Below are 23388 nucleotides of genomic sequence, written 5' to 3' on the forward strand. Positions count from 1 at the left end.
CGTATCCTATTAACCCATTTGTGACATTTTAGACTATGACTTTGGTCTAGGCGGTGATCCACTGCAAGTTTCTTCGCGGACATTCACCTGACGCATACCTTTAGAACGCGTGGTCTAGCGAGTGTTGAGCACGTGGCGAACGGTAGGAATGTCAAGCTCCGATCATCCAGCCCATGCCACAAAAGAGAGTAAGTAAAAGTTATACACCATCCTTGTAGACCACCTCACAGAACGATAGCATCAGCGAAAATTTGCCAAGTACCGATGATATTGGGGGACACGTGCTTCACGACGTAACTTTTGCGATGGGCGTGGCAATAAAGGAGCGCATCATTGCACTTGCCGAGCTGTTGACAAAGTCGGAAAGCAGCCCCGGTTTGATCGCGGCTGGGCTAATCCTGACAGCTTTTGTCCTTGGAACTTGGTATTTTTGCAGAACGTATCGCCAGCTAGGGGCGATTCGATACTTTGATCGACTCATTCGAGCCCATGATAGCATCGAGACATTTGCCTCTAGATACGACGACTTCAAGCATAGCTTGAAAGAAGACTACAAACGGCCAGGACCGCGGGAAGCGCTTTGGGAGGCTTGGGACGAGTTCAGTGAGACTGTCGTACCCGATGACATTGACGGACCTTTGAGGCTTCGCAATTCTATCCGCCCCGCTTCGTTTCTGAACATTGAAGACCTCGGCTTTGGGTCTGCAATTTTCCGTATCGTACCAAATACACTTGTTTCGACGGGCCTGTTTTTGACGTTCCTTGGGCTGGTCGCGGCGTTACATGAATTCTCGGAAAATATGAGCGAAGGTAGCATGGACGGGGCCATGCAGGGCTTTATGCAAATCGCTTCGGCAAAGTTTACAATGTCGTTAGTCGGTCTCTTCTGCTCGATCCTCTTTGCTTACCTGCTACGTGCGCGGCAGAACAAACTGGACTATGCACTACATCGGCTCTGCACCGGTATCGAGCGCCGTTTAGTCTTTGTCAGCCTCGAAGACATCAGCTTCCGCCAACTTCGCGCCGTTGAAGAGCAGAAGGCGCACCTGCAAGAGATAGGCATGAACCTTATCGCGCAGCTGAAAGAACCACTCGATGCTCTGCCCGGCGCCATCACATCTGCGATCTCGACCGAGATGAAACCGATCTTCGAAAAGGTCGGCACGCTCGGCACCTCCAATATGGAAGGTCTTGTTGGAGATCTTTCGCAGCAGTTGTCGCATTCAGTCGGCAACGCGCTCACCCGTGCGAGTGAATCCCTCGGAGACGCCACGGAACGTATTGGTCTGATGATCGACCGTATGGGGTCCACCAACACCCAAGCGGGTGACAGTCTTCGCGATGCGCTCGACCAGATGTCGCGCGCTATGTCCGAGATGCGGTCGGAGGTCGCCGCAAGCGGTCGGACGGCATCCGAGGCAATGAACGAGGGCGCGGAACGGCTTCTTTCCGTCATGAACGATACTCTCCGTGGTATCAGAGACAACACCGGGCAAGGTGCCGAAGCCATGAGAACCGCCGCTGGAGAGATGCTCCGCGCAGCAGAAGGTTTCCGCGATACTCTGGAGAGTGCTAGCCAAGAAAGCGCGACGGCCGCTCAGCAGCGTATGGCGCGGAGCGCTGACCAGGCTGGTCAGGCCATTTCGGACGCAGGCAAGACCTTGCTTGAGAGCTTCAATCAAACCAGCTCGGATATTGCACGGCTCGGCACCGAGATGGGCGGCGTGATAGGCAAGGAATTGCTCTTGCGACTTGAAGAAGTTGGAAACCATTTGTCCGACATGGCTGACGCGGTCCAACGCGGGGCTTCCGGGGCACAAAGTGCCGCCCAAGGCATGAATACCAGTGCAGATGCCATTCACGGCGCGTCCGAAGGGTTCCGGAATGCCAGCCAGAGCCTGGCTTCCGCGGCGGAGCCCATTCGCGCGTCTCATGCGCGGATCGAAACAACGCTGCGCCGCGTAGGCGATCTTGTTGAAACAGTCTCTGAAACCCTGATGCAAAACTCCGCCGCTGTGGCAGAGAATGCAAGCCACGTTCTGGAAAGCGCACAGGTCGCTCTTGGAAATGAACGCGAAGGCATACGTCGCAGCCTTGAAGCAACAAGGGCCGCGATGGCCCAGCTATCGAACGAGGCCGAAAAGCTCGACCACATTGACGAAATGCTCGGGCGTGCCCTGACGCAGTACAACGCGCAGCTTGAAGCCGCGCTCGGCACGGCTCAGGACCATGTTAGCCAGATGCGAGATGCTATGGCACCAGGTCTTGACACGCTCAGGAGCGTGGTAGAACAGGCCGAAACCTTCCTGCCGAGCCAGGCACGGGGCCGCGCATGAGGGCCCAGGCGAAACAAGTTCGCCATGAAGAAGAAGAGGAAAGCGCTTTCGTGTCGATGACCGACATGACGGTCGGTTTTCTATTCATTATGATGATTTTGCTGGCGTTTTTTGCCAGTCAGATGCGCGACCTTGAGTCGGTATCGAAGAGGGATTACGACGCGGCTATCACCCAACGCGATGTGTTTGAACAGCAGAGTATCGAATGGCAAACGATTGCAGAAAGGCGTGCCAATCGTATTTTGGAGATTGAAGCACTGTTAGCGCGCCTGAGACAGGAGCGTGACGACCTTGAAGGAGAGGTTAAAGACTTACAAGTACAGCGCGCGCAACTTGAGGCCAACCTGGCGGCAGCAGAGCAAGAGATTAAAAGCTTAAAGCAGCGAATCGAAGAATTGGACGAACAGCTTGCAGAGCTGCAGAAAGTAGATCCGCTGGAAGCCTATCTAGCGCAGGTCGCACAGGTGCGCCGGCAGGTCCTCGTTCGACTTCGTGATGCGATCCGAGCGGACTTTCCGGACCTTCAGGTCGAGCTCAGCGCAGAAAGCGACGCGCTCCGTTTTCAGGGCGAAGGCCTTTTTGATTCCGGTCGATCAAACCTCACTAGCGACAAAGCACAAATTGTTTCGCGTCTCGCTGAGAGGCTGGACGAGGTGCTCCCATGCTTCACTCTCGGAGAGGCGTCTCAATTCAACACGGAATGCAACCCCGGCTTTGTCATGATCGAAGCCGTGCAGATCGAAGGGCACACGGACAACGTTGGGTCTGACCAGCTCAACCGAAACCTGTCCGCGGCGCGCGCAAACAGTACTTTTTTTGCAATGACTGGCGCCGCGGAAGGTATCATGCAGCACCTTAACCTCAAACGCCAACCAGTCCTATCCGTGGCAGCTTATGGACCGGATCGGCCAGTAACACAGAACGACACACCGGAAGGCCGCTCGACCAATCGTCGGATCGACCTGCGTTTCATCATGGTGACGCCGCAGGACACCGACGGTATCGAGGTTATCCGTCATGCATTGGAAACGGTCGGAGGAGAGCCGTGAGCGACGCACGCGCACACCAGGATACGACGCGTCACCGGCTGCAGAGACTAGAAACGTTGCGGACCCGTGCGCTGCCACCGCTCGACGGGATACGCAGGTCAGTCGCTTCCATTTTGGCGCGATGGCCAGATGCCGTGCGTACGCCTGAAGATCGCGATCGCGAAAAGCTTGCATTAAATATGCTATCCAGGGTTCAAAACTGGAAATGGGACGATATCACCACCCAGCGCGTGATCTCCTCTGCCGTCGCCATATTTGACGAAGATCGCAGAACGCGGATGGATTTGGAGCCGGTTCGTAGTTTCTACCTTTCCGAAATCGCGACTCACGAACCTGGGGCCTTCCTTGATGGCATGGTCGGCGTTTACATCGACAGTTTCGCGCCGGGAACCGATCACACGCGTCATCTAGCCAAAGCGCTTGCTGCCCGCTCACGAGACCTAGGCGGAAGGCACCGAAGGCTGACCGACGCTCTACCGAGCCTTTTCCGAGCGGATGACGCGCCTCTCGAGCTTGGTCGACTCATGCTGGAGGCAGATGATCCCTATGTCAGTCTCAAGCAGATTGGGTTGAGCAGCCCACACACTTCCGGCCTGGCCAAGGCCGCGCATCGCATATTCATCGAGCTATTAAAGCCGAATCTCGCAAAGCCAGACGCCCGCCGGCAACTTTTCAATTGGTTGACCCCGGAAAACGGCCCGGTCCTGCAAAGCGGTGCTGGTCCTGCCGTGGAAGCACTTCTCTCCGTGTGGCGAGACAAGACGCCGCCTGATGCCCTACGCAACGAACTATCTGAACAGATTATCGCAGCCTGGAATGATCCGCGTCTGCATTCCGGCGGGATCTGGTCGGGGTTTGATCCATCTCTTCGTGCTATTTTTCTGCGTTGGTTGACGCATCAGGACATGAAGTTCTTCTGCAACATGGTTACAGCAACGCAGGACAGTCACATGTGGCCGCCGAGACGGAATTTCTGGCTGAAACTTTACGACGACAAGATGATTGACGAAGCGTGGGTAGCCTTCGGGGCAGAAGCCCGCCGATACGCACAGCAGAACCTCGTTCGTGGCGGTAAGACCAATATGAACCGAAGGTTTGGGCAGCAACTGGATCGAGGCGGTAGTACATCACTTCTGATCATGCGGATCGGTAACAAGATCGTCGTGGACGGCTGTCACAGCTACAAGACTCATATCTTTCGTCAAGACGACATAAACGCTCCGAAGCTCTACGAACGGCAGTATTACTGCGACGACATTATGCGTTCTTGCCAAAACTCGAAGCCTCACAATTCTATACGAAACTGGTCGCAATGGGTTCTGCAGAATGTCTGAGACCCGCCCTATCGCAAGAATCTTCGAGGATGCTATCGAAGTTCGCTTTCCACAGGCCAAGCAGGGGCTACTCACCCGGCTCAAATCGAGACCGAAGGAGCGCAGTTTCACCACTCTTGCGCCAGAGGATCGAGATCTGCTCTTTGCGATCGGCGACCTGCGACATTGGGGCGACACGCACGTCGGGGAAGTTACTGTTGCCACCGATCATTTGCGCCTCTCCCATGACGCCGCCGCAAGTCTCTCCGCGCCCGCAGCAGAGATGCTTGGCCTGCCCCGCACAGTAGATCTTACTCTAAAAACCGACATATCCGGTGTGCTGGGGCGACCGAACTTCCGGTTACAATATGAATGGACTCGCCAGGGCCGTCGCGAAACACCCAAGCGCACGGGAGCCATTCTGCGCACCACGGAAGGACCGCGCCGCCTGCCCCTCTGGATGAAACGCGCGCTTGATCTCGCAGATGGCTTCGACGCGACCCAATCCATCGAAGACCACTGGCGCGCCTTGGCCGAGTTCCGTCGTGCCATTGAGCCGGAGTCCGACATAGACGTCGACATGCCTGCCAATCAGCGCATGGCTGGACTGTCCATGACCGCGTTTCTTCGCGGCCTCCAAGTACGTATTGCGGACCGTTTCTCAATCTCTCCAGATAGCACGCTGGGGTACTTTGAAGTCGTACCCTACTCGACGGAACGCTTGGAAAGTGCAGGCATCGCCGACGGCGTGTCAGAAGAAAATGCTGAGTTGACTGGCGAGGATCTGGCCGCGTTCCAGTATGGGCTGCACCAGTACGGCGCAAAACTTGCCTACCGGATTGGAAACAATGGCTACCTTGTCATCGACAAGGGCGCAGCGCCGATCCTGGCTGAGATAACACGTATACAGAAGGCCCCCCGCGAGGAACGGCGTGCCTTTATTTCGAACCCGCGGGCCTTTATAACCGAAGCGGTAAATCGCGATCTGGCGGAACGGGGCCAGCTGGACGGGCTTGACGACGCACAGCAAGCCGAGATGGTCGAGGCTATCGCCGGGCCCGCCCTCATCGAAAGCCGCGAATACTCAGACCGTGTGACCGGGGTTGTGGTCTACAGGCGCACCTCCGAGATCGGTGAAAGCAGCGGTACCACATGGCTACCAGAAGCCTTTGCCCAGCATCTCGTGGAAGCTATCAAGGCACTGCCCGAACCGGAACTGTATGCGCTGCGCGATCACATGGCGACAGTACTAGAGGCGGGTACTGATACGCCGGCCGAAATCGTAGGCGAACAAGTGCAAGTCACTCATGCGCGTCTTGTGGCAATCGACGGCGAGATCCGGCGCCGCGAGACACCCGCCGCGCCCTCAGAGCAAGAGCAGGAGGTTCCCGAAACGAACGGTTCGATCATCCTCGACACTAGGGAAAACTACGATGAACTAACTTGGGAAGCGCAACTCGCACCGCGCACGCCCACGATCCCCGTCGCGCTCCCGAAGACCATCACCACTCCACTGCAAGAGCACCAACACATTAGCTTCGACTGGGCCATGCAGGCTTGGACGGCGGGACTGCCTGGCATTTTAAACGCCGACGAGCAGGGATTAGGAAAGACGCTTCAGACCATTGCTTTTCTTGCCTGGTTGAAGGAGCATATGAAACAGCCCTCATCGAAGACCCGTGGCCCGATCCTCGTCGTCGCCCCCACATCGCTCCTACGCAACTGGGAGCAAGAGGTGGAGACGCATGTCGAAGGCCGGGGGTTCGGTACACTCGTGCGGGTCTATGGCTCCTCACTTGGGTCCCAGAAAAGTCGCGACGCGCGCGGCACTGAAACACTGGCCGGCCTGCCGCAATTGGATATGGATTGGCTGAGCGAGGCCTTCGAGGACGGGCGCGCGCATCGCTATTGGCTACTGACGACCTACACAACGCTTGCGAACTATCAGCACTCACTTGGGAAGATTCCATTCTCGGCGATGGTCATGGACGAGATCCAGAACATCAAGAACCGTGCGACACTGGCGTCGAAGGCGGTCGAGGCCATGAATGCTGAATTCCGGATCGGCCTGACGGGCACGCCCATCGAGAATGCCGCGATCGATCTTTGGACCATCATGGACCGTATTGCGCCCGGCTGTCTCGGATCCGGGTCCGAGTTTAAGGCACAGTACGCGACACCCGATGCCGAGAACATGGCGAAGCTCCATGCTCGTATATTCAAACAGCGCGGAACGATACCACCACTGGGCCTTCGCCGGCTGAAGGACGAGGTTGCTCGAAATCTGCCGAAAAAGCGCCGCTTCTTGCATCCCCGCGTAATGCCGAAGGTGCAAGCAGAAGCCTACGACCTGGCCCAATTGAAATTGACCAACGGTGGTCCAGGTGCCGCGCTGAAGGTGCTGCACCACATTCGCTCGGTTTCGGTTCATCCAAGCGCAACCAAAGCTGTGCCGCCGGAAGAATTCATCGCGCAGAGCGCGCGTGTTGATGCCGTGATCGATATTCTTCACCGCATCAAGGCTGCAGGGGAACGCGTGTTGGTCTTTATAGAGCATCGCGACATGCAGTTTCGCTTCGCAGAGATTGTCCGCCATCTCTTCGGGCTTGAAAAGATTGACGTCATCAATGGAGACACGCCGATCCCGCGCAGGCAAGAAATCGTCAATTGCTTCCAGCGGCATCTGAGTGCCGATGGCGGCTTTGACATGTTGATCCTCGGACCGAAAGCTGCGGGTACCGGCTTGACACTTACCGCCGCCACCCATGTGATCCACCTTTCGCGATGGTGGAATCCGGCGGTCGAAGAGCAGTGCAATGACCGTGTGCATCGAATCGGCCAAACGCGTCCCGTGTCCGTCCACATCCCCATGGCCTTGCACCCGGAACTTGGCGCACAGACCTTCGACAGTCTGCTTCAAAGCCTCATGCAACGTAAACGTAAGCTGGCCGAACAGGCGCTTTGGCCCATGGGAGACAGCACGGCCGACGTGGTAGGGCTGACACAGGCCGTCTCGACATCAACGCGAGGTCATACCGTCATTGCGGACAGCATGAAGGAGCAATTCCAGCGCGATGGCATGCATCCTCAAACGCCGGACGCCTTTGGCGCTTGGGAACTCACCTGAACATCAGGACAAGAAGTCTATCCCATGTTCATCACACGCGGCTTAATCATTGATACCCCCTGGATTGACCGCATTGTCGAAGGTGTAAAGGACTGGGAAATGCGATCTCAATCCACGTCCGTCCGTGGCTGGATAGGTCTCATACGCAAGGGTAGCGGCCAAGTGGTTGCCCTCGCCCGCCTCGTCGACTGCGGCAAGGCTCTTAACTTAGAAGAGATGGTTGCCGCCGAGATGCATCATCGCATTCCTGAACGGATGATCCGCAGCGGCGAAGTCGCCAAGTGGTGCATCCCGTGGAAACTTGCCGACATCCACCCGCTCGCCTGTCCGGTTCCGTACGAGCACAAGAGTGGCGCGGTAATCTGGGTCGCGCTAGCTGAAGACGTAACCCGCGCATTGGAAACTGCAGAAATTGGCACAAAAATCGCGCCGAATGCCCATCATGTTCACCCAACGCGTACTGTGACCACGCGTGCATCGCTTACGGAACGGTCGGAACCCGGAGATATGGTACCATCCGCGCTGCGTCGATCTGCAGGAAACTCCGCGGCGCTACCAGCGGATAACCGAACAATTATCCTGCGTAAAACCATCACCGCTGGAAGCCTGCGCAACAAATATATTCGCTTAAGTGACTGCATCGCATTTTTGCCCATAGACGTTGTTGGCGGTAGCAACAAGAACGACGCTGCTCCTAAGGATCTCACAGTCCACTGGGGAGGGCGAAATCCATCTCGAACAGATATTGCTGGCGACAAGAATATTTTCCGCAACCGCACAATCATGCGTAATTTCATTAATACCGCAGGAGCACGCGAAGGCGATGTCATCGTGGTTTCTCTCTCAGACCGGTATACCGTCCATCTTTCCTTAGAACGCGCAAAATCTGCCTAGGCGTGTTCAACTATCATTTCCAGGTCAGGAGCAAGAATTCACTTAGGTGCAGAACCGGCAAAAATTTCCAGACAGGAAGATCGACACACAATCCCATTCACATTCTAGCGATGTTCCGATCTGGGCCCACGGGTCCGGCGATCAACAGCTTGCGACCATGCGTCAAGAAACCTTTCCACCCCTTACCGGGTTGGGGTAGCGCTTTTGGTCCAGCCTAAAGGAAACGCCAATGCCCGATCCCCGCCCCATCTCCACCCTCGTCTTCGATGTGAACGAGACGCTGCTCGACCTCACCACGGTGGAGCCTTTGTTCCAGCGGGTGTTCGGCAATGCGGATGTCATGCGGGAATGGTTCGCGGAACTGATCCTCTATTCCCAAGCGCTGACCCTTTCAGGGCGGCACACGCCGTTCGGGGCGCTGGCCGGGGGAGTGCTGCGGATGACCGCCTCCAACAAAGGCGTTCAGGTTTCGGATGAGGATGTGAAGGAGCTGTCCACGCGGATCGGCGGGATGCCTGCCTATGCCGATGTGAAGCCCGGCCTTGTGGCGCTGCGGGATGCGGGGTTCCGCCTTGTCACGCTGACCAACTCGGCGCCCTCACCCTCGCCCACACCGTTGGAGAAGGCGGGCATCTCGGACCTCTTCGACCGGCATTTCAGCGTGGCGGACGTGTCGAAATACAAGCCCCACCCCGCGACCTATCAGATGGTTGCGGACGAGTTAGGGATCGAATTGTCCGATATCTGCATGGTCGCCTGCCACCTCTGGGATACGATCGGCGCCCAATCGGCGGGATGCATGGGGGCGTTCATCGCGCGGCCGCACAATTCGGTGCTAATCGCCGACGATGTGCCGCAGCCCGATATCATCGCGTCGGATCTCGGCGATCTCGCGGCGCAGCTTGGGCCCTTCCGCCCGGCCAAACCCTAGACCAGCAGACGGCTTTCATGGGCGCGGGCCACCGGCCGCACCGTGCTGCCATAGCTCGCCATGGACGACCGCAGTTCGGGGAAGAGTGTGAACAACTCCTCGCGCGCGGCGTCGTCCAAGGCGGAAAGGCCGATGCTGCCGGGGTGGAAGCTTTCGGTCGTGACGCCGTTGGCGAAGATCAACTGATGCCGGTCGAACATCAGGTGGATGTAGGTGACCATGCCGCTGGCATCCCAATCGATCCCCTCGCAGCCCACCAGATGACGGGCCGGGACCAGCACCTCGCGCGAGCCGAGGTGCAACTCCGCCCGCGGGCCGCCCACCAGCATGCGGTGCTGCGGCGACACACGGATCGGTGCGCGCAGCCCGGGAAGCGAACCGGCCGCGAACCAGACCGGCGCGAACCGCCCTGCTGCCATCACCTTGCGCATTCCCGTCCAGCGCAGCACCTGAACGCCGTCATCCCGCGTCACCACGGAATCGCCTGGGCGCAGATCTTCGACCGGGCGTTCCCCATGCGGGGTCAGGATCATCGTGCCGGGCGTGAAGCAGATGATGTTCTCCACCTCCGAAAAGGTGACGGTCGAGCCGTTTTCGAAACGCACGACACCGGCGAAAGAGGTGGAGCCCCCCTCCGTCACTTCGTTCAGCGAATCGAAGCTGTAATTGCCGGTGCCCGATAGGTTCAGCACATCGCGCCCATCGCCGCCGCTGATCGTTGCGGACCCGGTCGGCGTGCCGGAAAAGCGGAATGTATCGTTGCCCAAGCCGCCCTCGGCCGAGTCGCTGCCCGACAGGATGAGGACATCGTCGCCCGCGCCGCCATAAAGGGTATCGCCTCCGGTCCCGCCATCCAGCGTGTCGTTCCCCGCCCCGCCATAGAGGATGTCGTTGCCGCCATCCCCCTCCAGCAGATCGTCGCCCTCGCCCCCATCCAGCGTATCGTTCCCCTCCACGATCGAGCGGGGGGAGAATGCGACATCCGTCAGATAGAGATACCGCTGCCCCGTCCCCGAGGCGCTGCTGTAGGAAATCTCGATCCGCGCGACGGGACCCGCGATTTCCACCAGCACCGAGCCTTGGGCCTGATCGGGGTTGTTGGAGCCGGACGCCGCCGTCGCGGTCTGACCGCTGACGGTATCGTCCCCGGCGGGGGTCAGCGTCACGGCAACGGTGTTTCCGTCGGAATCGTAGGCCGTGATTTGCACCTGATCGACATAGCTGTCGGCACCGGTTGCGGCATCGAGGTCATTCACGCGGAAGCTGACATTCCCCACCTCGTCCGAAATGCCTTCGGTGGTGGAGGTGAAGGTCAGCGTCGCCGTCTCCGGCCCCGTCCCGTTGGAGGTGAAGAGGAGGCCCGACGTGCTCGCCGTCCCGCCCGTGTATTGGGCATCGTTCGTCAGCGTCACCCGCGTGGTGCTGCTTTGCGTGCTGTAGCTGAAACCGACATCGATCGCGCCGGTCGATTGGGTGAACCCGGCTTGGACATCCGTCCCCGATGCCCCCTGCGCCGACCAGACGAGGGCCGTAGGGTCCGCCGTGGCCAGAACCCCGTCGCCGCGAATGACATCGTTGCCATCGCCGCCAAGGATGCTGTCGCTGCCGCCGCCGCCTTCCAGCGTGTCGGCATCGGCGCCGCCATCCAGAAGATCGTTCCCCTCGCCGCCCCGCAGCGTATCGAGGCCAGCGCCGCCGCTCAGCGTATCCGCCCCGGCGCCGCCAAGGATGGAATCGTTGCCATCCTCGCCCAGAAGGCTGTCGGTGCCGGTGCCGCCGTACAGAACGTCATTCCCCGTGCCGCCGAACAGCACATCCGCCCCGCCGCGCCCCGTAAGGGTGTCGTTTCCCGCCGCGCCATAAAGGCTCTCGGCCGAGGCGGTGCCCAGCAGCGCATCCCCGAAGGCCGAACCGACCACGACCTCGATCCCCGACACGACATCGCCCGCCGCAAAGCCGCCCGTCCCCGTACCGCTGGTCAGATCGAGGCTTACGGCGTCCGATCCGTCATAGGTGAGGGTATCCGTTCCCGCCCCGCCGATGATCGTGTCGGCCCCGGCCCCGCCGATGAACGAATCCGCCCCCGTCCCACCATCGAGCGAGTCATCGCCTGTCCCGCCATCCAGCACGTCATCGCCGGCATTGCCGGTCAGAATATCGTTCCCCGCACCGCCAAAGAGCGTCTCGTTGCCAGTCCCTCCGGTAATGGTATCGGCATAATTGGAACCGATGACCCCTTCGACCGCGCCCAGGACATCGCCCGCGGCATCGCCCGCCGTCCCACGGTTGGTGCTGAGAGAGACCGCGATCGCTTGGGCAGATGCGCTGTAATCCACGAAATCGAGGCCAGTGCCGCCATAGATCGTATCTGCGCCCGCACCCCCGATCAGGGTGTCGTTTTCCGTGCCGCCATCGAGATAATCGTTGCCCGCGCCGCCATAGATCAGATCCGCGCCAGCCGCGCCCAGCAGCCGGTCCGTCCCGTCGCCGCCATAGAGCGTATCGGCCCCTGCCCCGCCGACCAGTGAATCGTCATCGGCACCGCCATAGAGAAGATCGTCCCCATCCCCGCCGAAGATCGAGTCGTTCTGATCGCCGGTGTACACGGTGTCGTTGCCTCCATAGGCGTTGACGACATCGCTGCCGGTATCGACCTCCGGTTCGGAATCGTCCGGCCCGCCATAGATCAGATCGTCACCCGAGGTGCCGTTGCGTGTATCGTTGCCGGTGGTTCCGAACAGAGTTGCCATGACGCTTCCTCTCTGCGCTGCAGACGGATGCTATGCGCTGCACGCCAATCACGCAACCTTGACGTGTGAACCGGGGTGATGCTGAGGGTTCCGACCGAATTTTCTTCACGCCCGAATGGCCGGAAAACGACTGGGCGGTCATCCGCTCATAACATACTGATCGCGCAAGGTTCATCTGGCACGATCCCCCGCGACACTGCGCCGCGCCCTTGGCCCCGCATCCCGCCCCGAACCGGGTTCGTATGGATTTCATTAGGAAAAATCTCGGAACATCGATGGGAAGCCCCCGTTGGTGAGCCAGTATGCAAACCCAAGGAGGACCATGTGTTGACCGATCAGAAACGTAATCGTGCACGCCTGCTCACGACGGCCGTGACGTTCGCGATCGCCACACCGGGTTTCGTCCAAGCGCAAGACTTGATGACGGAACAGCAACTCGCGAATCTGAGCGAGGAATGCCGCACCGTAGCGCGCGACTTTGACCGCGACGGCAATCTTCCGGGCGTCGAGCGCGATGAAGTGCTCCGCATCCTGACCCAGAACGACGCGGCCCGCTGCACCGAACTGCGCACCCGCGCGGCGGATGACAGCGAAACCGATGTCGCCCGCGATTCCGTTCGCCTGAACCAAGAGGCCGTGATCCAAGGTCAGGCCGAAGTCCTCGTGCCGAAGCCGCAGGTCGATGTCGAAGAGCAGTCCGCACAGGTGACCGTTCGCAAGAACCAGCCGGACGTCAGCGTGAGCCAACCCGCGACCGACATCCAAGTGCGTCAGCCGCAACCTCGCGTTTCGATCGATGTGCCCGAGATCTCCGTTCGGGTGGAGATCCCCGCCCCGTCGATCTACATCCGCTCCTCCGAGCCGGATGTGCAAGTGGCCCAAGCCGACCCGCAGGTCGAAGTGGTGCAAGATCCGCCGATGGTTTCCGTCCGTCAGGGTGAGCCGCGGCTGGATGTCGACCTCGACGTCGATCCCGAAAACAACGCCGATGCCGATGTCGCGGCCAATGCCGCCGACGCCGATGCGACCGCCGTCGCCCAGAACGGCAACGCAACCAGCACGGATGGCGATGTCACCCTGACGCGCAACGATCCCGAGGTGACGATCGTTCAGGCCGAAGGCGAGATGCAGCAGTCCTTCGACCGCGCCGCCCCGCAAGTGACCTATGAGCAGGTCGAGCCGGAAGTCACGTTCAACATGCCCGATCAGCCGAACGTGGAATTTGCCAATGTCGGTGAGCCGCAGATCACCTTCGAGACGGAAGCCGAACGCGAAGCGCGCCGCCAGCAGGAACAGCAGCAGGCCGCCGCACAAAGCGAACAGCCCACCTCTGATGCCGCCGATCAGGGCATGACCGTTGCCGAATTGATGGACATGGATGTCGTCGGTGCCGATGGCGAGGATCTGGGCGAACCGGAAGGCTTCGTGAATACGGCCGATGGTGCAGTTCTAGTGCTGCGCGACGGTGGGTTCCTCGGCTTCGGTGGCCGGGAGATCGGCATCCCCGTCTCGCGTCTGACGGTCGAGGGTGACGAGCTGCACCTGCGCAACCTGACCGCGGACGAAACGGAAGATGCCGGCGGCTTCGCCTATGACGAAGATGCGCGTCTGGACGAAGACGCCCGCCTGCAACTGTCCTCCAGCTAAGGGCCGCAGATGCGGAACGAAAAAGGCTCCGGGAAAACCCGGAGCCTTTCTGTTTATTGGCCCGCAGCCTGCGCGCCGAAGACATAGCTGTCATAGGTGTATTCGGCGACGCGGAACCATTCGAGGCCCTCATCCCGGAATTTCTTCCAATCCGGGTAGATCTTGGCCCATTCGGGATAACGCTCCGAATATTCCTCATAAAGCTCGAACGTCGCCTTGTAGGCCGCTTGCATTACATCGGCCGGAAGCGGGCGCAGCTGGGCCCCCTTGCCCACGAGCGAGCGGATCGCGTTCTTGTTCTTCACGTCGTACAGCGCCTGCATGTTCAGGTTCGCCGCCTTGCATGCCGTATCAAGCGCCGCTTTGTATTCGTCCGGCAGTGCCGCATATTGCTGCTGGTTGATGAAGAAGTGGATCGTCAGCCCGCCTTCCCAGAACGCGGGATAGTAGTAATACGGCGCGATCTGATAGAAGCCGAGCCGTTCGTCGTCATAGGGGCCGACCCATTCGGCGGCGTCGATCGTACCACGTTCCAGCGCCGGATAGATGTCGCCACCCGGAAGCTGCTGCGGCACCACGCCGAGGCGGGACATCACCTCGCCCGCGACACCGGCGATCCGCATCTTGATGCCCGACAGATCGGCCACGCTGTTGATCTCGCGCCGGTACCAACCGCCCATCTGCGCGCCCGAGTTGCCGCCCGGTTTGCCGATGATGTTATAGGCGGACAGGAAGTCGTCGTAAGCCTCGTTGCCGCCACCATGATAGAGCCATGCGTTCTGCAGGCGCGAGTTCAGGCCGAAGGGCACGGCCGAACCGATGGCGAAGGTCGGGTTCTTGCCCGTGAAGTAGTAGCCGCAGGTATGCGCGATCTCGACGGTGTTGTTCTGCACCGCGTCGATGGCTTGCGGGCCGGGCACCAGTTCCCCCGCTTGGAAGACCTGAATCTGGAACTTGCCCCCCGTGATCGCCTTCAGCGCATCGGCCATGACGACCGCGCCGCCATAGATGGTGTCGAGGTTGTTCGGGAAGCCCGAGGTCAGGCGCCAGCGCACTTCGGGCTGGGACTGGGCGATGGCGGGGCTGGCAAGGCCGGCGGCGGCGACGCCGGCCACGCTGCTGCGTGTCAGGAACTTGCGACGATCAATGGTCATGTTTTTCCTCCCTAGAAAACAGTGTCATTGCGATGGTGCGCCGAAGGACGGCGGCGCGGGCGGTGCGAAGGTCGGCGCGGCGGGCGCGCTGCCTCCGAAGGTGGGCGCGGCTGGCGTGCCGAAGGGGTTTGCGGCCCCCGGCAGCGGCACGTTCAGCTGGATCGAGGCCGGATCGACCTGAACCGCGCCGGATTTGTAATGCGTCACCAATTGCGGGAACGACAGGACGAGGATCACCATGACCAGCTGGATCACGAGGAACGGCACCGCCCCCATATAGATCTGCCCAGATGTGATCGGCTGGATCGTCCGCCCCGTTTCGGCGTCGCGATAGGGCCGCGTCGGTGCGACCGATCGCAGGAAGTAGAGCGAGAAGCCGAAGGGCGGGTGCATGAACGAGGTCTGCATGTTGATCGCCAGCATCACGCCGAACCAGATCAGATCGATCCCCAGCGCATCGGCCACCGGGGCCAGCAGCGGGATGATGATGAAGGCCAGTTCGAAATAATCGAGGAAGAAGGCGAGGAAGAAGACCAAGAGGTTCGCCACGATCAGGAAGCCGAGCACCCCGCCCGGAACCGAGGTCATCAGATGCTCGACCCAGACATGGCCGTTCACCCCGTAGAAGGTCAGCGAGAAGACCCGCGCACCCAGAAGGATGAACAGCACGAAGGCCGACAGCCGCGCCGTGGAATAGAGCGACTGGCGCAGCAGTTCCATCGTCAGCTTGCCGTTCATCGCCGCAAGGATCAGCGCCCCGACGGCGCCCATCGCGCCCCCTTCGGTGGGGGTGGCGATGCCGAAGAAGATGGTCCCGAGCACGAGGAAGATCAGAACCAGCGGCGGCACCAGCGAGGTGAGCGCCCGGCCCACCAGCTTCCAGCCGCGCAGCGTCCGCGCCTCGGGCGGCAGGGCCGGCACCTTCTGCGGCCAGATGATCGACACGACGACGACATAGGCGAGATAGGCCCCGACCAGCATCAGCGCCGGAACGAGCGCGCCCTTGTACATGTCGCCCACCGAACGGCCCAACTGATCGGCAAGGATGATCAGCACGAGGCTGGGCGGGATGATCTGCGCCAGCGTCCCGGAGGCCGCGATCGTGCCCGCCGCGATCCGCCGGTCATAGCCGTGGCGCAGCATGATGGGCAGCGAAATCAGCCCCATGGAGATGACGGAGGCCGCCACCACGCCCGTCGTGGCCGCCAGAAGCGCCCCGACCAGAACGACGGCGAAGGCGATCCCGCCGCGCACCGGCCCGAACAGCTGCCCCACCGTATCGAGCAGCTTTTCCGCCATGCCCGATCGTTCGAGGATCAGCCCCATGAAGGTGAAGAAGGGAATGGCCAGCAGCGTCTCGTTCGACATCTGGCCGAAAATCCGGTCGGGGATCGCTTGGAACAGGTTGACGGGCAAGAGGCCCATCTCGATCCCGACGAAACCGAAGGCAAAGCCCACGAAGGCCAGCGCAAAGGCGACGGGATAGCCGATCAGCAGGATCACGATCAGCGACAGGAACATGATCGGGGCGAGGTTTTCCGCGAAGAAAGCAGTCATCTTCGTATCCTAGAGCTTGGCCGCGGCGGCATCGGCCTCGAGGACCGGGTCGGCGATGGTGCCGCGCAGGATGGCGATACGCTTGATCAGTTCGGACAGGCCCTGAAGCGCGAGGAGGGAAAATCCGATGGGGATCAGGCTCCAGACCGGCCATTGGATCAGGCCGCCGGTGTTGTTGGACACCTCCCCCGAGGCGATCTTGGCCATCACGACCGGCCACGCGAGCCAGATGGTGATGAGGCAGAACGGGAAGAGGAAGAAGATCGTGCCAAGCACCTCGATCCACAGCTGCACGCGGCGCGGCAGCATCCCATAGACCAGATCGACCTTCACATGCTCGCTGCGCAGAAGGGTATAGGCCGCCGCCAGCAGGAACACCGCCGAGAAGAGATACCACTGCGATTCCAGCCACGCGTTGGAACTGACGGAAAACACCTTCCGCATCACCGCATTGATCGCGCTGATCAACACCGCGACAAGAATCAGCCAAGACGCCGCCTTTCCGATGAACGTGTTCACCAGGTCGATAAGGCGTGACAACGCCAGTAAGCTCTTCATGCGGACCCTCCCCTGCCTCACAGCCGATGCCTCCTCGCACCGCTGGATTCGGACCAGATTATGAAGCCGCCGTGATTGCGGCAAGATGGCAAACGGGGTCCGGCTGCCTCAGGGGCCCGTGTGTTACCGAAAATCCCGTGTTTTCATCCGTATGGCATCCAGATGCAGATCGGGGATGTACATATCGCGGGTGCGTGTGGCGGCCGGGTTCGCAGTCCCGCTCCGCCCGATTCCGGCAAGATCGCTGGAAAGATCGGTCAATTGCTGAACGACGAAGTGGACGACCTCCCCCTCGCGTTGGATGCGGCCGCTGGCGGCGATCATGCCGGCGGAGAGGATGGTGCGGCGGTTGGCCTCGAAGATCTTCGGCCAGACGACGAGGTTGGCGATGCCGGTCTCGTCCTCGAGGGTGATGAACATGGTGCCCTTGGCCGATCCGGGGCGTTGGCGGACCAGCACCAGCCCCGCGATTTCGGCCCAGCGGCGGTTCGGCAGGGTCATTGCCTCGGCGCAGGTCAGGATACGGCGCGTCGCAAGATCGCCGCGCAGGAAGGCGACCGGATGCTGGCGCAGGGACAGGCCGGTGCGGCTGTAATCCTCGACCACCTCGCGCCCCGCGGTCATCGGGCGCAAGGGGACAGCAGGCTCTGCGCTCTCGGCGGCAGCGAAGAGCGGCAGGTCGGTGTCGGGCAAGCCCTTGATCGCCCAGACGGCTTGACGACGGCTCAGGCCGAAGCTGTGGAAGCCATCCGCTTGGGCAATGCAGGTCAAAGCGGCAGCCGGAACGCGGGCACGGCGCCAGAGATCCTCGATCGAGGTGAAGGGCGCGGTGCGGGCAATCGCAGCGGCATGCGCCTCGGCCAGCCCCTTCACCATGCGCAGGCCAAGCCGGACGGCGCCCCCTTCCAGCGTGCAGTCCCATTGGGATGCATTGATGCAGAGGGGCCGGACCTCCACCCCGTGATCGCGGGCATCGCGCACGATCTGGGCGGGGGCGTAGAAGCCCATGGGCTGGCTGTTCAGCAGCGCCGCGCAGAAGGCGTCGGGGTGCCAGCACTTCAGCCAGGATGAGGCATAGGCGATCAGCGCAAAGCTCGCTGCGTGGCTTTCGGGGAAACCGTAGCTGCCGAACCCCTCAAGCTGCCTGAACGTCCGCTCGGCGAAGCCGGCTTCGTAGCCGCGCTTGACCATTCCGTCGATCAGCTTGTCACGGAACGCGCTGACACCGCCGGTAAACTTGAAGGTCGCCATGCTCTTCCGCAGCATGTCGGCCTCGCCGGGCGTGAAGCCCGCGCATTCGATGGCCACCCGCATCGCCTGTTCTTGGAACAGCGGCACGCCGAGCGTCTTGCCCAGCACCTTCTCCAGCTCGGGCTTGGGGTATTCCACCGGCTCCAGCCCTGCGCGGCGGCGCAGATAGGGGTGGACCATGTCGCCCTGTATCGGGCCGGGGCGGACGATGGCGACCTGCACCACCAGATCGTAAAAGGTGCGGGGGCGCAGGCGCGGCAGCATCGCCATCTGCGCGCGGCTCTCGATCTGGAAGGTGCCGAGCGTGTCGGCCTTGCGGATCATCGCATAGGTGCGCGGATCTTCGGCCGGGATGCTGGCAAGGTCATAGTGGGCATCCTTGTGCTTTGCCACCAGTGCCAGCCCCTTGGCCATGCAGGTCAGCATTCCAAGGGCGAGGATGTCGACCTTCATGAACTTCAGCGCGTCGATGTCGTCCTTGTCCCATTCGATGATCTGCCGGTCCTGCATCGCAGCGGGTTCGATGGGCACCAGATCGTCCAGCCGGTCATGGGTCAGCACGAACCCGCCCGGATGTTGGGACAGGTGGCGCGGCGCGCCCATCAGTTGCTGGGCCAGCTCCATGGTCAGGCGCAGCCGACGGTCCTGCGGGTTCAGGTTCAACTCGGCCAATTGCGCGTCGGTAATGCCCTCTTCGGACCATGCCCAGATCAGCGAGGATAGCGCGGCGATCAGATCCTCGGGCAGGCCCATCGCCTTGCCGACATCGCGCAGCGCCCCCTTGGCGCGGTAGCGGGTGACCACGGCGGTCAGCGCGGCGTGGGTGCGGCCATAGGTCTCGTAGATCCACTGGATGACCTCTTCCCGCCGTTCGTGCTCAAAGTCGACATCGATGTCGGGCGGCTCGCGGCGTTCCTCGGAGATGAAGCGTTCGAACAGCAGGTCGTTTCGTCCCGGATCGATGGAGGTGATGCCGAGGACATAGCAGACCGCCGAGTTCGCCGCCGAGCCGCGCCCTTGGCAGAGGATGTTCCGCGAGCGGGCATAGCGGACGATGCTGTGGACGGTCAGGAAGTAGGGCGCATAGTCCAGCCGCCCGATCAGGGTCAGCTCGTGGTTCAGGGATCGGGTGACCTCGGGCGGGATGCCCTCGGGATAGCGGGTGGCCGCGCCCTCCCATGTCAGGCGGATCAGCGTGTCCTGCGGGGAAAGGCTCGGGTCGTCGCGTTCCTCGGGGTATTGATAGCGCAGGTCGCCAAGGTCGAAGGTGCAGCGTTCCATGATCTCGATGGTGCGGGCCAACGCCTCGGGGTGGCGGGCGAACAAGCGGGCCATTTCCTCGGGCGGTTTCAGATAGCGGTCGGCATGGCGCTCACGGCGGTGGCCGAGCGCCTCCACGGTGGTGGTGTGCCGAATGGCGGTGACCACGTCTTGCAGGATGCGGCGGGCGGGTTCGTGGTAAAGAACGTCGTTCGTCACCACCGTCGGCACATTTGCCTGCGTGGCGAGGTTCGCAAGGTTATGCAGCCGCAACTGGTCGTTCGGACGGCGGCGCAGGGTCAGGGCGAGGTAGGCGCGATTTCCAAACGTCTCGCGCATCCGGCGCAGATGGAGGGCGCAGGTGTCGCCCGGCTGATCGGGGATGAGGATGACGATCAGACCGTCGGCATGCTCGATCAGGTCGGTCCAGTGCAACTGGCATTTGCCTTTGCCCGCGCGGCCCTTGCCCAAGGTCAGCAGACGGCAGAGCCGCGACCACGCCGCTTTGTCGGTGGGATAGACCAGCACCGCCATGCCGCAGATCAGGTCCAGACGGCAGCCCGCGACCAGCCGGATGCCGGTTGCCTTGGCCGCTTCCCACGCCCGGACAATCCCCGCGACCGAGTTGCGGTCCACCACGCCCAATGCCTCAATCCCCATCATCGCCGCGGTGGCGAACAGATGCTCGGCGCTGGACGCCCCGCGCAGGAAGGAGAAGTCGGTGGTGACCTGAAGCTCGGCATATCTCATCCGAACACCCCGTGGACGAACCAGCGATGCGAGCCGGTGGCGGCATCCTCGCCATCGCCCGCGCGGAAGATCCAGAGACGCTCGCCCGCGTCATCCTCCACCCGAAAATAGTCGCGGACGGCAACGCGTTCGGCCTCGCGCGTCCACCATTCGCCGAAGATGCGTTCGGGGCCATCGGCACGTGCGATCCGGCGGCGGATGCCGCGCCATGCGATCCAGACGGGGGGCTGGTCGGGCAGAAGCGCCATCGTCTCGATGGGTTCGGGGCGGGCGAACAGGCGCGTGGGGCGTGGCCAGTGATCGGGCCAGCCCTCGGTGGTGGGTTCGGACAGCGCGGGAATGCGGCGGACGGAGCGTTCGGGCACATCGCTGGCGACGGGGGCGATGCGGTAGATGGCGCGATGGCCGACGCGGTTCGCCAGCGTGTCGATCAGGCCGGACAGGTCCGGTGCCTCGGGCGCGAGGGTGCTGGTCTGCCGCGCAGCCAAGGGCTCGGTGATGGTGGCGGTCAGGGTCATGATCTCGATCCCGAAGCCGGGGGCGATGGTGGGGATCCTGTCGCAGAGCAGCCGCGTCAGGCGCTGCGGGTCACGCTGCGGCACGGCGAGGCCGATGCGGACGGTCTGCAATTCGTGGTCCACACGATGGCAGATCAGGTCCAGACGGCGGACGCCTAGGCCGCGCTTGTCCAGTTCCGCGCAGAGGGCCACAACCAGCTTGCCAATGTACCGCGCGATGGTCTCGGCCGCGCCGATGGGTTCGGCAAAGGCGCGGCGGGTCTCGATTAGGCCTGGGGGGCGCAGGGCATCGATGGGCTCGGCTGCATCGCCGAACATCTGGTCGATGCGGCGGATTAGTTCGGGACCGAAACGGCGAGTCAGCGGCGCACGGGGCGCAGCCATCAGATCGCCGATGGTGGCAAAGCCCATATCGCGCAGGCCCGCGACGGTGGCGGGGGGCAGGCGCAGCGCCTCGGGCGGCATCTGCGCCAGATCGCCGCCGAAGCGCGCCAGCGCATGGGCCGCGCCCCATGTGTCCGCAACCGCCGCCCGCGCCGTCACGCCCGACAGCGCAAGGCGGCCGGTCAGCGCCTCCAGCAGAGCATCCTCGCCGCCATGCAGGTGGTCCGCGCCGGTGCTGTCGATCACGATGCCGTCCGGCGGATCGACCGCGACGATGGGCGCGATGCGTTGCAGGATCCAGAACGCCAGACGCTCCAGACTGGCCAGATCGGCCTCTGGGTTCGCAGCTTCGATCCGCAGACCCTGCACCAGCGCCTGCGCCTTGCTGACCGGCATGCCGACGACAAGGCCAAGGCCCGCCGCGCCGGTATCTACCGCCGTCAGCACCCGGCGGTTGCCGAGGCGCCCCGCCAGCACCAGCGGCCTATCCGAAGGCGAGTCTTCCTGCCGTCGCAGCCGGTCCACCGGCCACATCGGCAGGAAGACCGAGATGACCCGTGCCATCGCATGCCTCCAATTCGATATCGAAACTTTCGCCCGCCCGCGCGCGGAGCAATTCCACCATCCAACGCGCGCGGCCCACCCCCTGCACCGGCAGCGGTGCAGAAGGCAGCGCCGAAACCCGCCAGCGCGTCATGGCCGCCGTCGGTTGGCCGAAGTCGCTGGCCTCCGCCTGCCGGCGCCAGCGGCGCAGGGCGATCCCCGTGGTGCCCGAGCCCTTTGCCGCCAGATGCAACCGGCGCGAGGCGGTCATCGACAGCCGAGCCACATCGGCCACGACGCAGGCAAGACCTCCATGCCGCAACCCCTCCTCCATGCAGGCAAGAACGGCGGTGTCGTCTCCCGCCTCGACATGGATCACGCGGGTCGCGGGCAGGCCCGCCTGCTCCAACCCCGGTGCAAAGAGATCGGCCTGCGTCACGCACCACAGCACCTGCCCCGGCAGCCGTGCCGCGATGCCCGCCGCAAAGCAGGCCGCCGCCGCCCCATCGACCGCGCCATTGCCGCCGCCCGCCACCTCGTGCAGGCAACCGAGCGCAAGCCCGCCCTTGGTCAGGCGGCGGTCCAGTTCGGGCACGCCGAACGGTAGCACCGCCAATGGCGGGCCATGGCCGCCCTCGATCGCTGCGATCCGATGGCGCAGCGTGGCAAGGACCATATGAGCCGGCAAGGCAGACATGAGATTGGACACCCCCTTTGTGAGAACGATTGCATGTGTTCTTGTTTTGTTCTTAACCTATTTTCAAGTCAACAATCGACCCTTCAGCAGATCACATATGAACCATGTCGCAATCCGCGCATTGTCTTCCCATCGGGCAATGGAGGTGGTGCGTGGATTGGAGCGGAATGTTCTTTCAGGACTGGCAGGGGATCGTCCGGACCATCATCGTCGGTGCGCTGGCTTATGCGCTGCTCGTGCTGTTTCTGCGGGTGTCGGGCAAGCGGACGTTGGCGAAGCTGAACGCGTTTGATCTGGTAGTAACGGTCGCGCTCGGCTCCACCTTGTCGGCGGTGCTGTTGCAGGAATCGATAGCCCTCGGCGAAGGCGCGGCCGCATTCGTTCTGCTGATCCTGCTGCAATACAGCGTCACGTTCCTCTCGGTCCGGTCGGCCCGCTTTGCCCGATTGGTCCGATCGGAGCCTGCGCTTTTGGCGCGTGACGGGCGATTCTGCAGCGGCGCCATGGTCGCCGAACGCATCACCGAGGACGAAGCGATGAGCGCTGCGCGGGCTTCGGGCGCGCGTGATATCCGTGACGTGGATTTCATGATTCTGGAAAGCGATGGCACCATCAGTGTGGGCGTGACGGAACGGGATCGTCCCCTCACCGATCGCTAAAATGCGACGG

At 62.0% G+C, this 23388-nt stretch carries 15 protein-coding genes; 8 read left to right on the plus strand and 7 right to left on the minus strand.

Features of this window, described 5'->3' with window-relative positions:
* Nucleotides 1–281: 281 nt before the first annotated feature.
* The 6 genes from GR316_RS04290 (at nucleotide 282) to GR316_RS04315 (ending at nucleotide 9650) form a co-directional block, all read left to right on the plus strand.
* Nucleotides 282–2336: a hypothetical protein gene (locus GR316_RS04290; RefSeq protein WP_211784805.1), complete on the plus strand. Its 2055-nt coding sequence runs from the start codon at nucleotides 282–284 to the stop codon at nucleotides 2334–2336.
* The gene (locus tag GR316_RS04295) at nucleotides 2333–3385 is read left to right on the plus strand and encodes an OmpA family protein (RefSeq protein ID WP_211784806.1); all 1053 of its coding nucleotides are present in this window, start codon (nucleotides 2333–2335) and stop codon (nucleotides 3383–3385) included. The genes GR316_RS04290 and GR316_RS04295 overlap by 4 nt, the downstream gene beginning before the upstream one ends.
* The gene (locus GR316_RS04300) at nucleotides 3382–4719 is read left to right on the plus strand and encodes an EH signature domain-containing protein (protein ID WP_211784807.1); all 1338 of its coding nucleotides are present in this window, start codon (nucleotides 3382–3384) and stop codon (nucleotides 4717–4719) included. Before GR316_RS04295 ends, GR316_RS04300 begins: the two co-directional genes overlap by 4 nt.
* The gene (locus tag GR316_RS04305) at nucleotides 4712–7825 is read left to right on the plus strand and encodes a DEAD/DEAH box helicase (protein WP_211784808.1); all 3114 of its coding nucleotides are present in this window, start codon (nucleotides 4712–4714) and stop codon (nucleotides 7823–7825) included. Before GR316_RS04300 ends, GR316_RS04305 begins: the two co-directional genes overlap by 8 nt.
* A gap of 24 nt (nucleotides 7826–7849) precedes the next feature.
* Nucleotides 7850–8719 carry an ASCH domain-containing protein gene (locus tag GR316_RS04310; protein WP_211784809.1) on the plus strand — a complete coding sequence of 290 codons (870 nt, stop codon included), beginning with the start codon at nucleotides 7850–7852 and terminating at the stop codon, nucleotides 8717–8719.
* A 229-nt stretch (nucleotides 8720–8948) separates the two neighbouring features.
* The gene (locus tag GR316_RS04315; RefSeq protein WP_211784810.1) at nucleotides 8949–9650 is read left to right on the plus strand and encodes a haloacid dehalogenase type II; all 702 of its coding nucleotides are present in this window, start codon (nucleotides 8949–8951) and stop codon (nucleotides 9648–9650) included.
* Here GR316_RS04315 and GR316_RS13890 read toward each other — a convergent pair.
* A complete protein-coding gene (locus GR316_RS13890) occupies nucleotides 9647–12400 on the minus strand; it encodes a Hint domain-containing protein (RefSeq protein ID WP_211784811.1) in 2754 nt (917 codons plus the stop codon). The two genes, GR316_RS04315 and GR316_RS13890, sit on opposite strands and share 4 nt — an antisense overlap.
* 420 nt (nucleotides 12401–12820) lie before the next feature.
* On the opposite strand from GR316_RS13890, the gene GR316_RS04325 reads away from it, so the two are divergent.
* Nucleotides 12821–14047, plus strand: coding sequence for a PRC-barrel domain-containing protein (locus tag GR316_RS04325; RefSeq protein WP_211784812.1), 1227 nt, complete (start codon nucleotides 12821–12823; stop codon nucleotides 14045–14047).
* 53 nt (nucleotides 14048–14100) lie between these two features.
* On the opposite strand, the gene GR316_RS04330 is transcribed toward GR316_RS04325, so the two are convergent.
* From GR316_RS04330 to GR316_RS04355, 6 genes are all read right to left on the minus strand, one after another.
* Nucleotides 14101–15195 (minus strand): TRAP transporter substrate-binding protein, encoded by a 1095-nt coding sequence (locus tag GR316_RS04330; RefSeq protein ID WP_211785104.1) that lies wholly within the window; start codon nucleotides 15193–15195, stop codon nucleotides 14101–14103.
* Between the two features lie 30 nt (nucleotides 15196–15225).
* On the minus strand, nucleotides 15226–16758 hold the full coding sequence (locus GR316_RS04335; RefSeq protein ID WP_211784813.1) for a TRAP transporter large permease: 1533 nt from the start codon (nucleotides 16756–16758) through the stop codon (nucleotides 15226–15228).
* 9 nt (nucleotides 16759–16767) lie between these two features.
* Entirely contained in the window at nucleotides 16768–17316 is a 549-nt protein-coding gene (locus GR316_RS04340) for a TRAP transporter small permease subunit (RefSeq protein WP_211784814.1), read from the minus strand.
* 123 nt (nucleotides 17317–17439) lie between these two features.
* Entirely contained in the window at nucleotides 17440–20577 is a 3138-nt protein-coding gene (locus tag GR316_RS04345) for an error-prone DNA polymerase (RefSeq protein WP_211784815.1), read from the minus strand.
* A complete protein-coding gene (locus GR316_RS04350) occupies nucleotides 20574–22043 on the minus strand; it encodes a Y-family DNA polymerase (protein WP_211784816.1) in 1470 nt (489 codons plus the stop codon). Before GR316_RS04350 ends, GR316_RS04345 begins: the two co-directional genes overlap by 4 nt.
* The gene (locus tag GR316_RS04355; protein WP_211784817.1) at nucleotides 21964–22719 is read right to left on the minus strand and encodes an ImuA family protein; all 756 of its coding nucleotides are present in this window, start codon (nucleotides 22717–22719) and stop codon (nucleotides 21964–21966) included. Before GR316_RS04355 ends, GR316_RS04350 begins: the two co-directional genes overlap by 80 nt.
* A gap of 167 nt (nucleotides 22720–22886) precedes the next feature.
* Here GR316_RS04355 and GR316_RS04360 point away from each other — a divergent pair, with 167 nt between their 5' ends.
* Nucleotides 22887–23378, plus strand: coding sequence for a DUF421 domain-containing protein (locus GR316_RS04360; protein ID WP_249218813.1), 492 nt, complete (start codon nucleotides 22887–22889; stop codon nucleotides 23376–23378).
* Nucleotides 23379–23388: the final 10 nt, after the last annotated feature.

The sequence above is a fragment of the Falsirhodobacter algicola genome, assembly GCF_018279165.1.
GTDB lineage: Bacteria > Pseudomonadota > Alphaproteobacteria > Rhodobacterales > Rhodobacteraceae > Falsirhodobacter > Falsirhodobacter algicola.

What these genes read in the sequence shown, in the direction of transcription:
- GR316_RS04295 (WP_211784806.1), top strand. Translation starts at nt 2,333, where the DNA reads ATGAGGGCCCAGGCGAAACAAGTTCGCCATGAAGAAGAAGAGGAAAGC.
- GR316_RS04305 (WP_211784808.1), top strand. Translation starts at nt 4,712, where the DNA reads ATGTCTGAGACCCGCCCTATCGCAAGAATCTTCGAGGATGCTATCGAA.
- GR316_RS04310 (WP_211784809.1), top strand. Translation starts at nt 7,850, where the DNA reads ATGTTCATCACACGCGGCTTAATCATTGATACCCCCTGGATTGACCGC.
- GR316_RS04315 (WP_211784810.1), top strand. Translation starts at nt 8,949, where the DNA reads ATGCCCGATCCCCGCCCCATCTCCACCCTCGTCTTCGATGTGAACGAG.
- GR316_RS13890 (WP_211784811.1), bottom strand. Translation starts at nt 12,400, where the DNA reads ATGGCAACTCTGTTCGGAACCACCGGCAACGATACACGCAACGGCACC.
- GR316_RS04325 (WP_211784812.1), top strand. Translation starts at nt 12,821, where the DNA reads ATGACGGAACAGCAACTCGCGAATCTGAGCGAGGAATGCCGCACCGTA.
- GR316_RS04335 (WP_211784813.1), bottom strand. Translation starts at nt 16,758, where the DNA reads ATGACTGCTTTCTTCGCGGAAAACCTCGCCCCGATCATGTTCCTGTCG.
- GR316_RS04340 (WP_211784814.1), bottom strand. Translation starts at nt 17,316, where the DNA reads ATGAAGAGCTTACTGGCGTTGTCACGCCTTATCGACCTGGTGAACACG.
- GR316_RS04345 (WP_211784815.1), bottom strand. Translation starts at nt 20,577, where the DNA reads ATGAGATATGCCGAGCTTCAGGTCACCACCGACTTCTCCTTCCTGCGC.
- GR316_RS04350 (WP_211784816.1), bottom strand. Translation starts at nt 22,043, where the DNA reads ATGGCACGGGTCATCTCGGTCTTCCTGCCGATGTGGCCGGTGGACCGG.
- GR316_RS04355 (WP_211784817.1), bottom strand. Translation starts at nt 22,719, where the DNA reads ATGTCTGCCTTGCCGGCTCATATGGTCCTTGCCACGCTGCGCCATCGG.
- GR316_RS04360 (WP_249218813.1), top strand. Translation starts at nt 22,887, where the DNA reads ATGTTCTTTCAGGACTGGCAGGGGATCGTCCGGACCATCATCGTCGGT.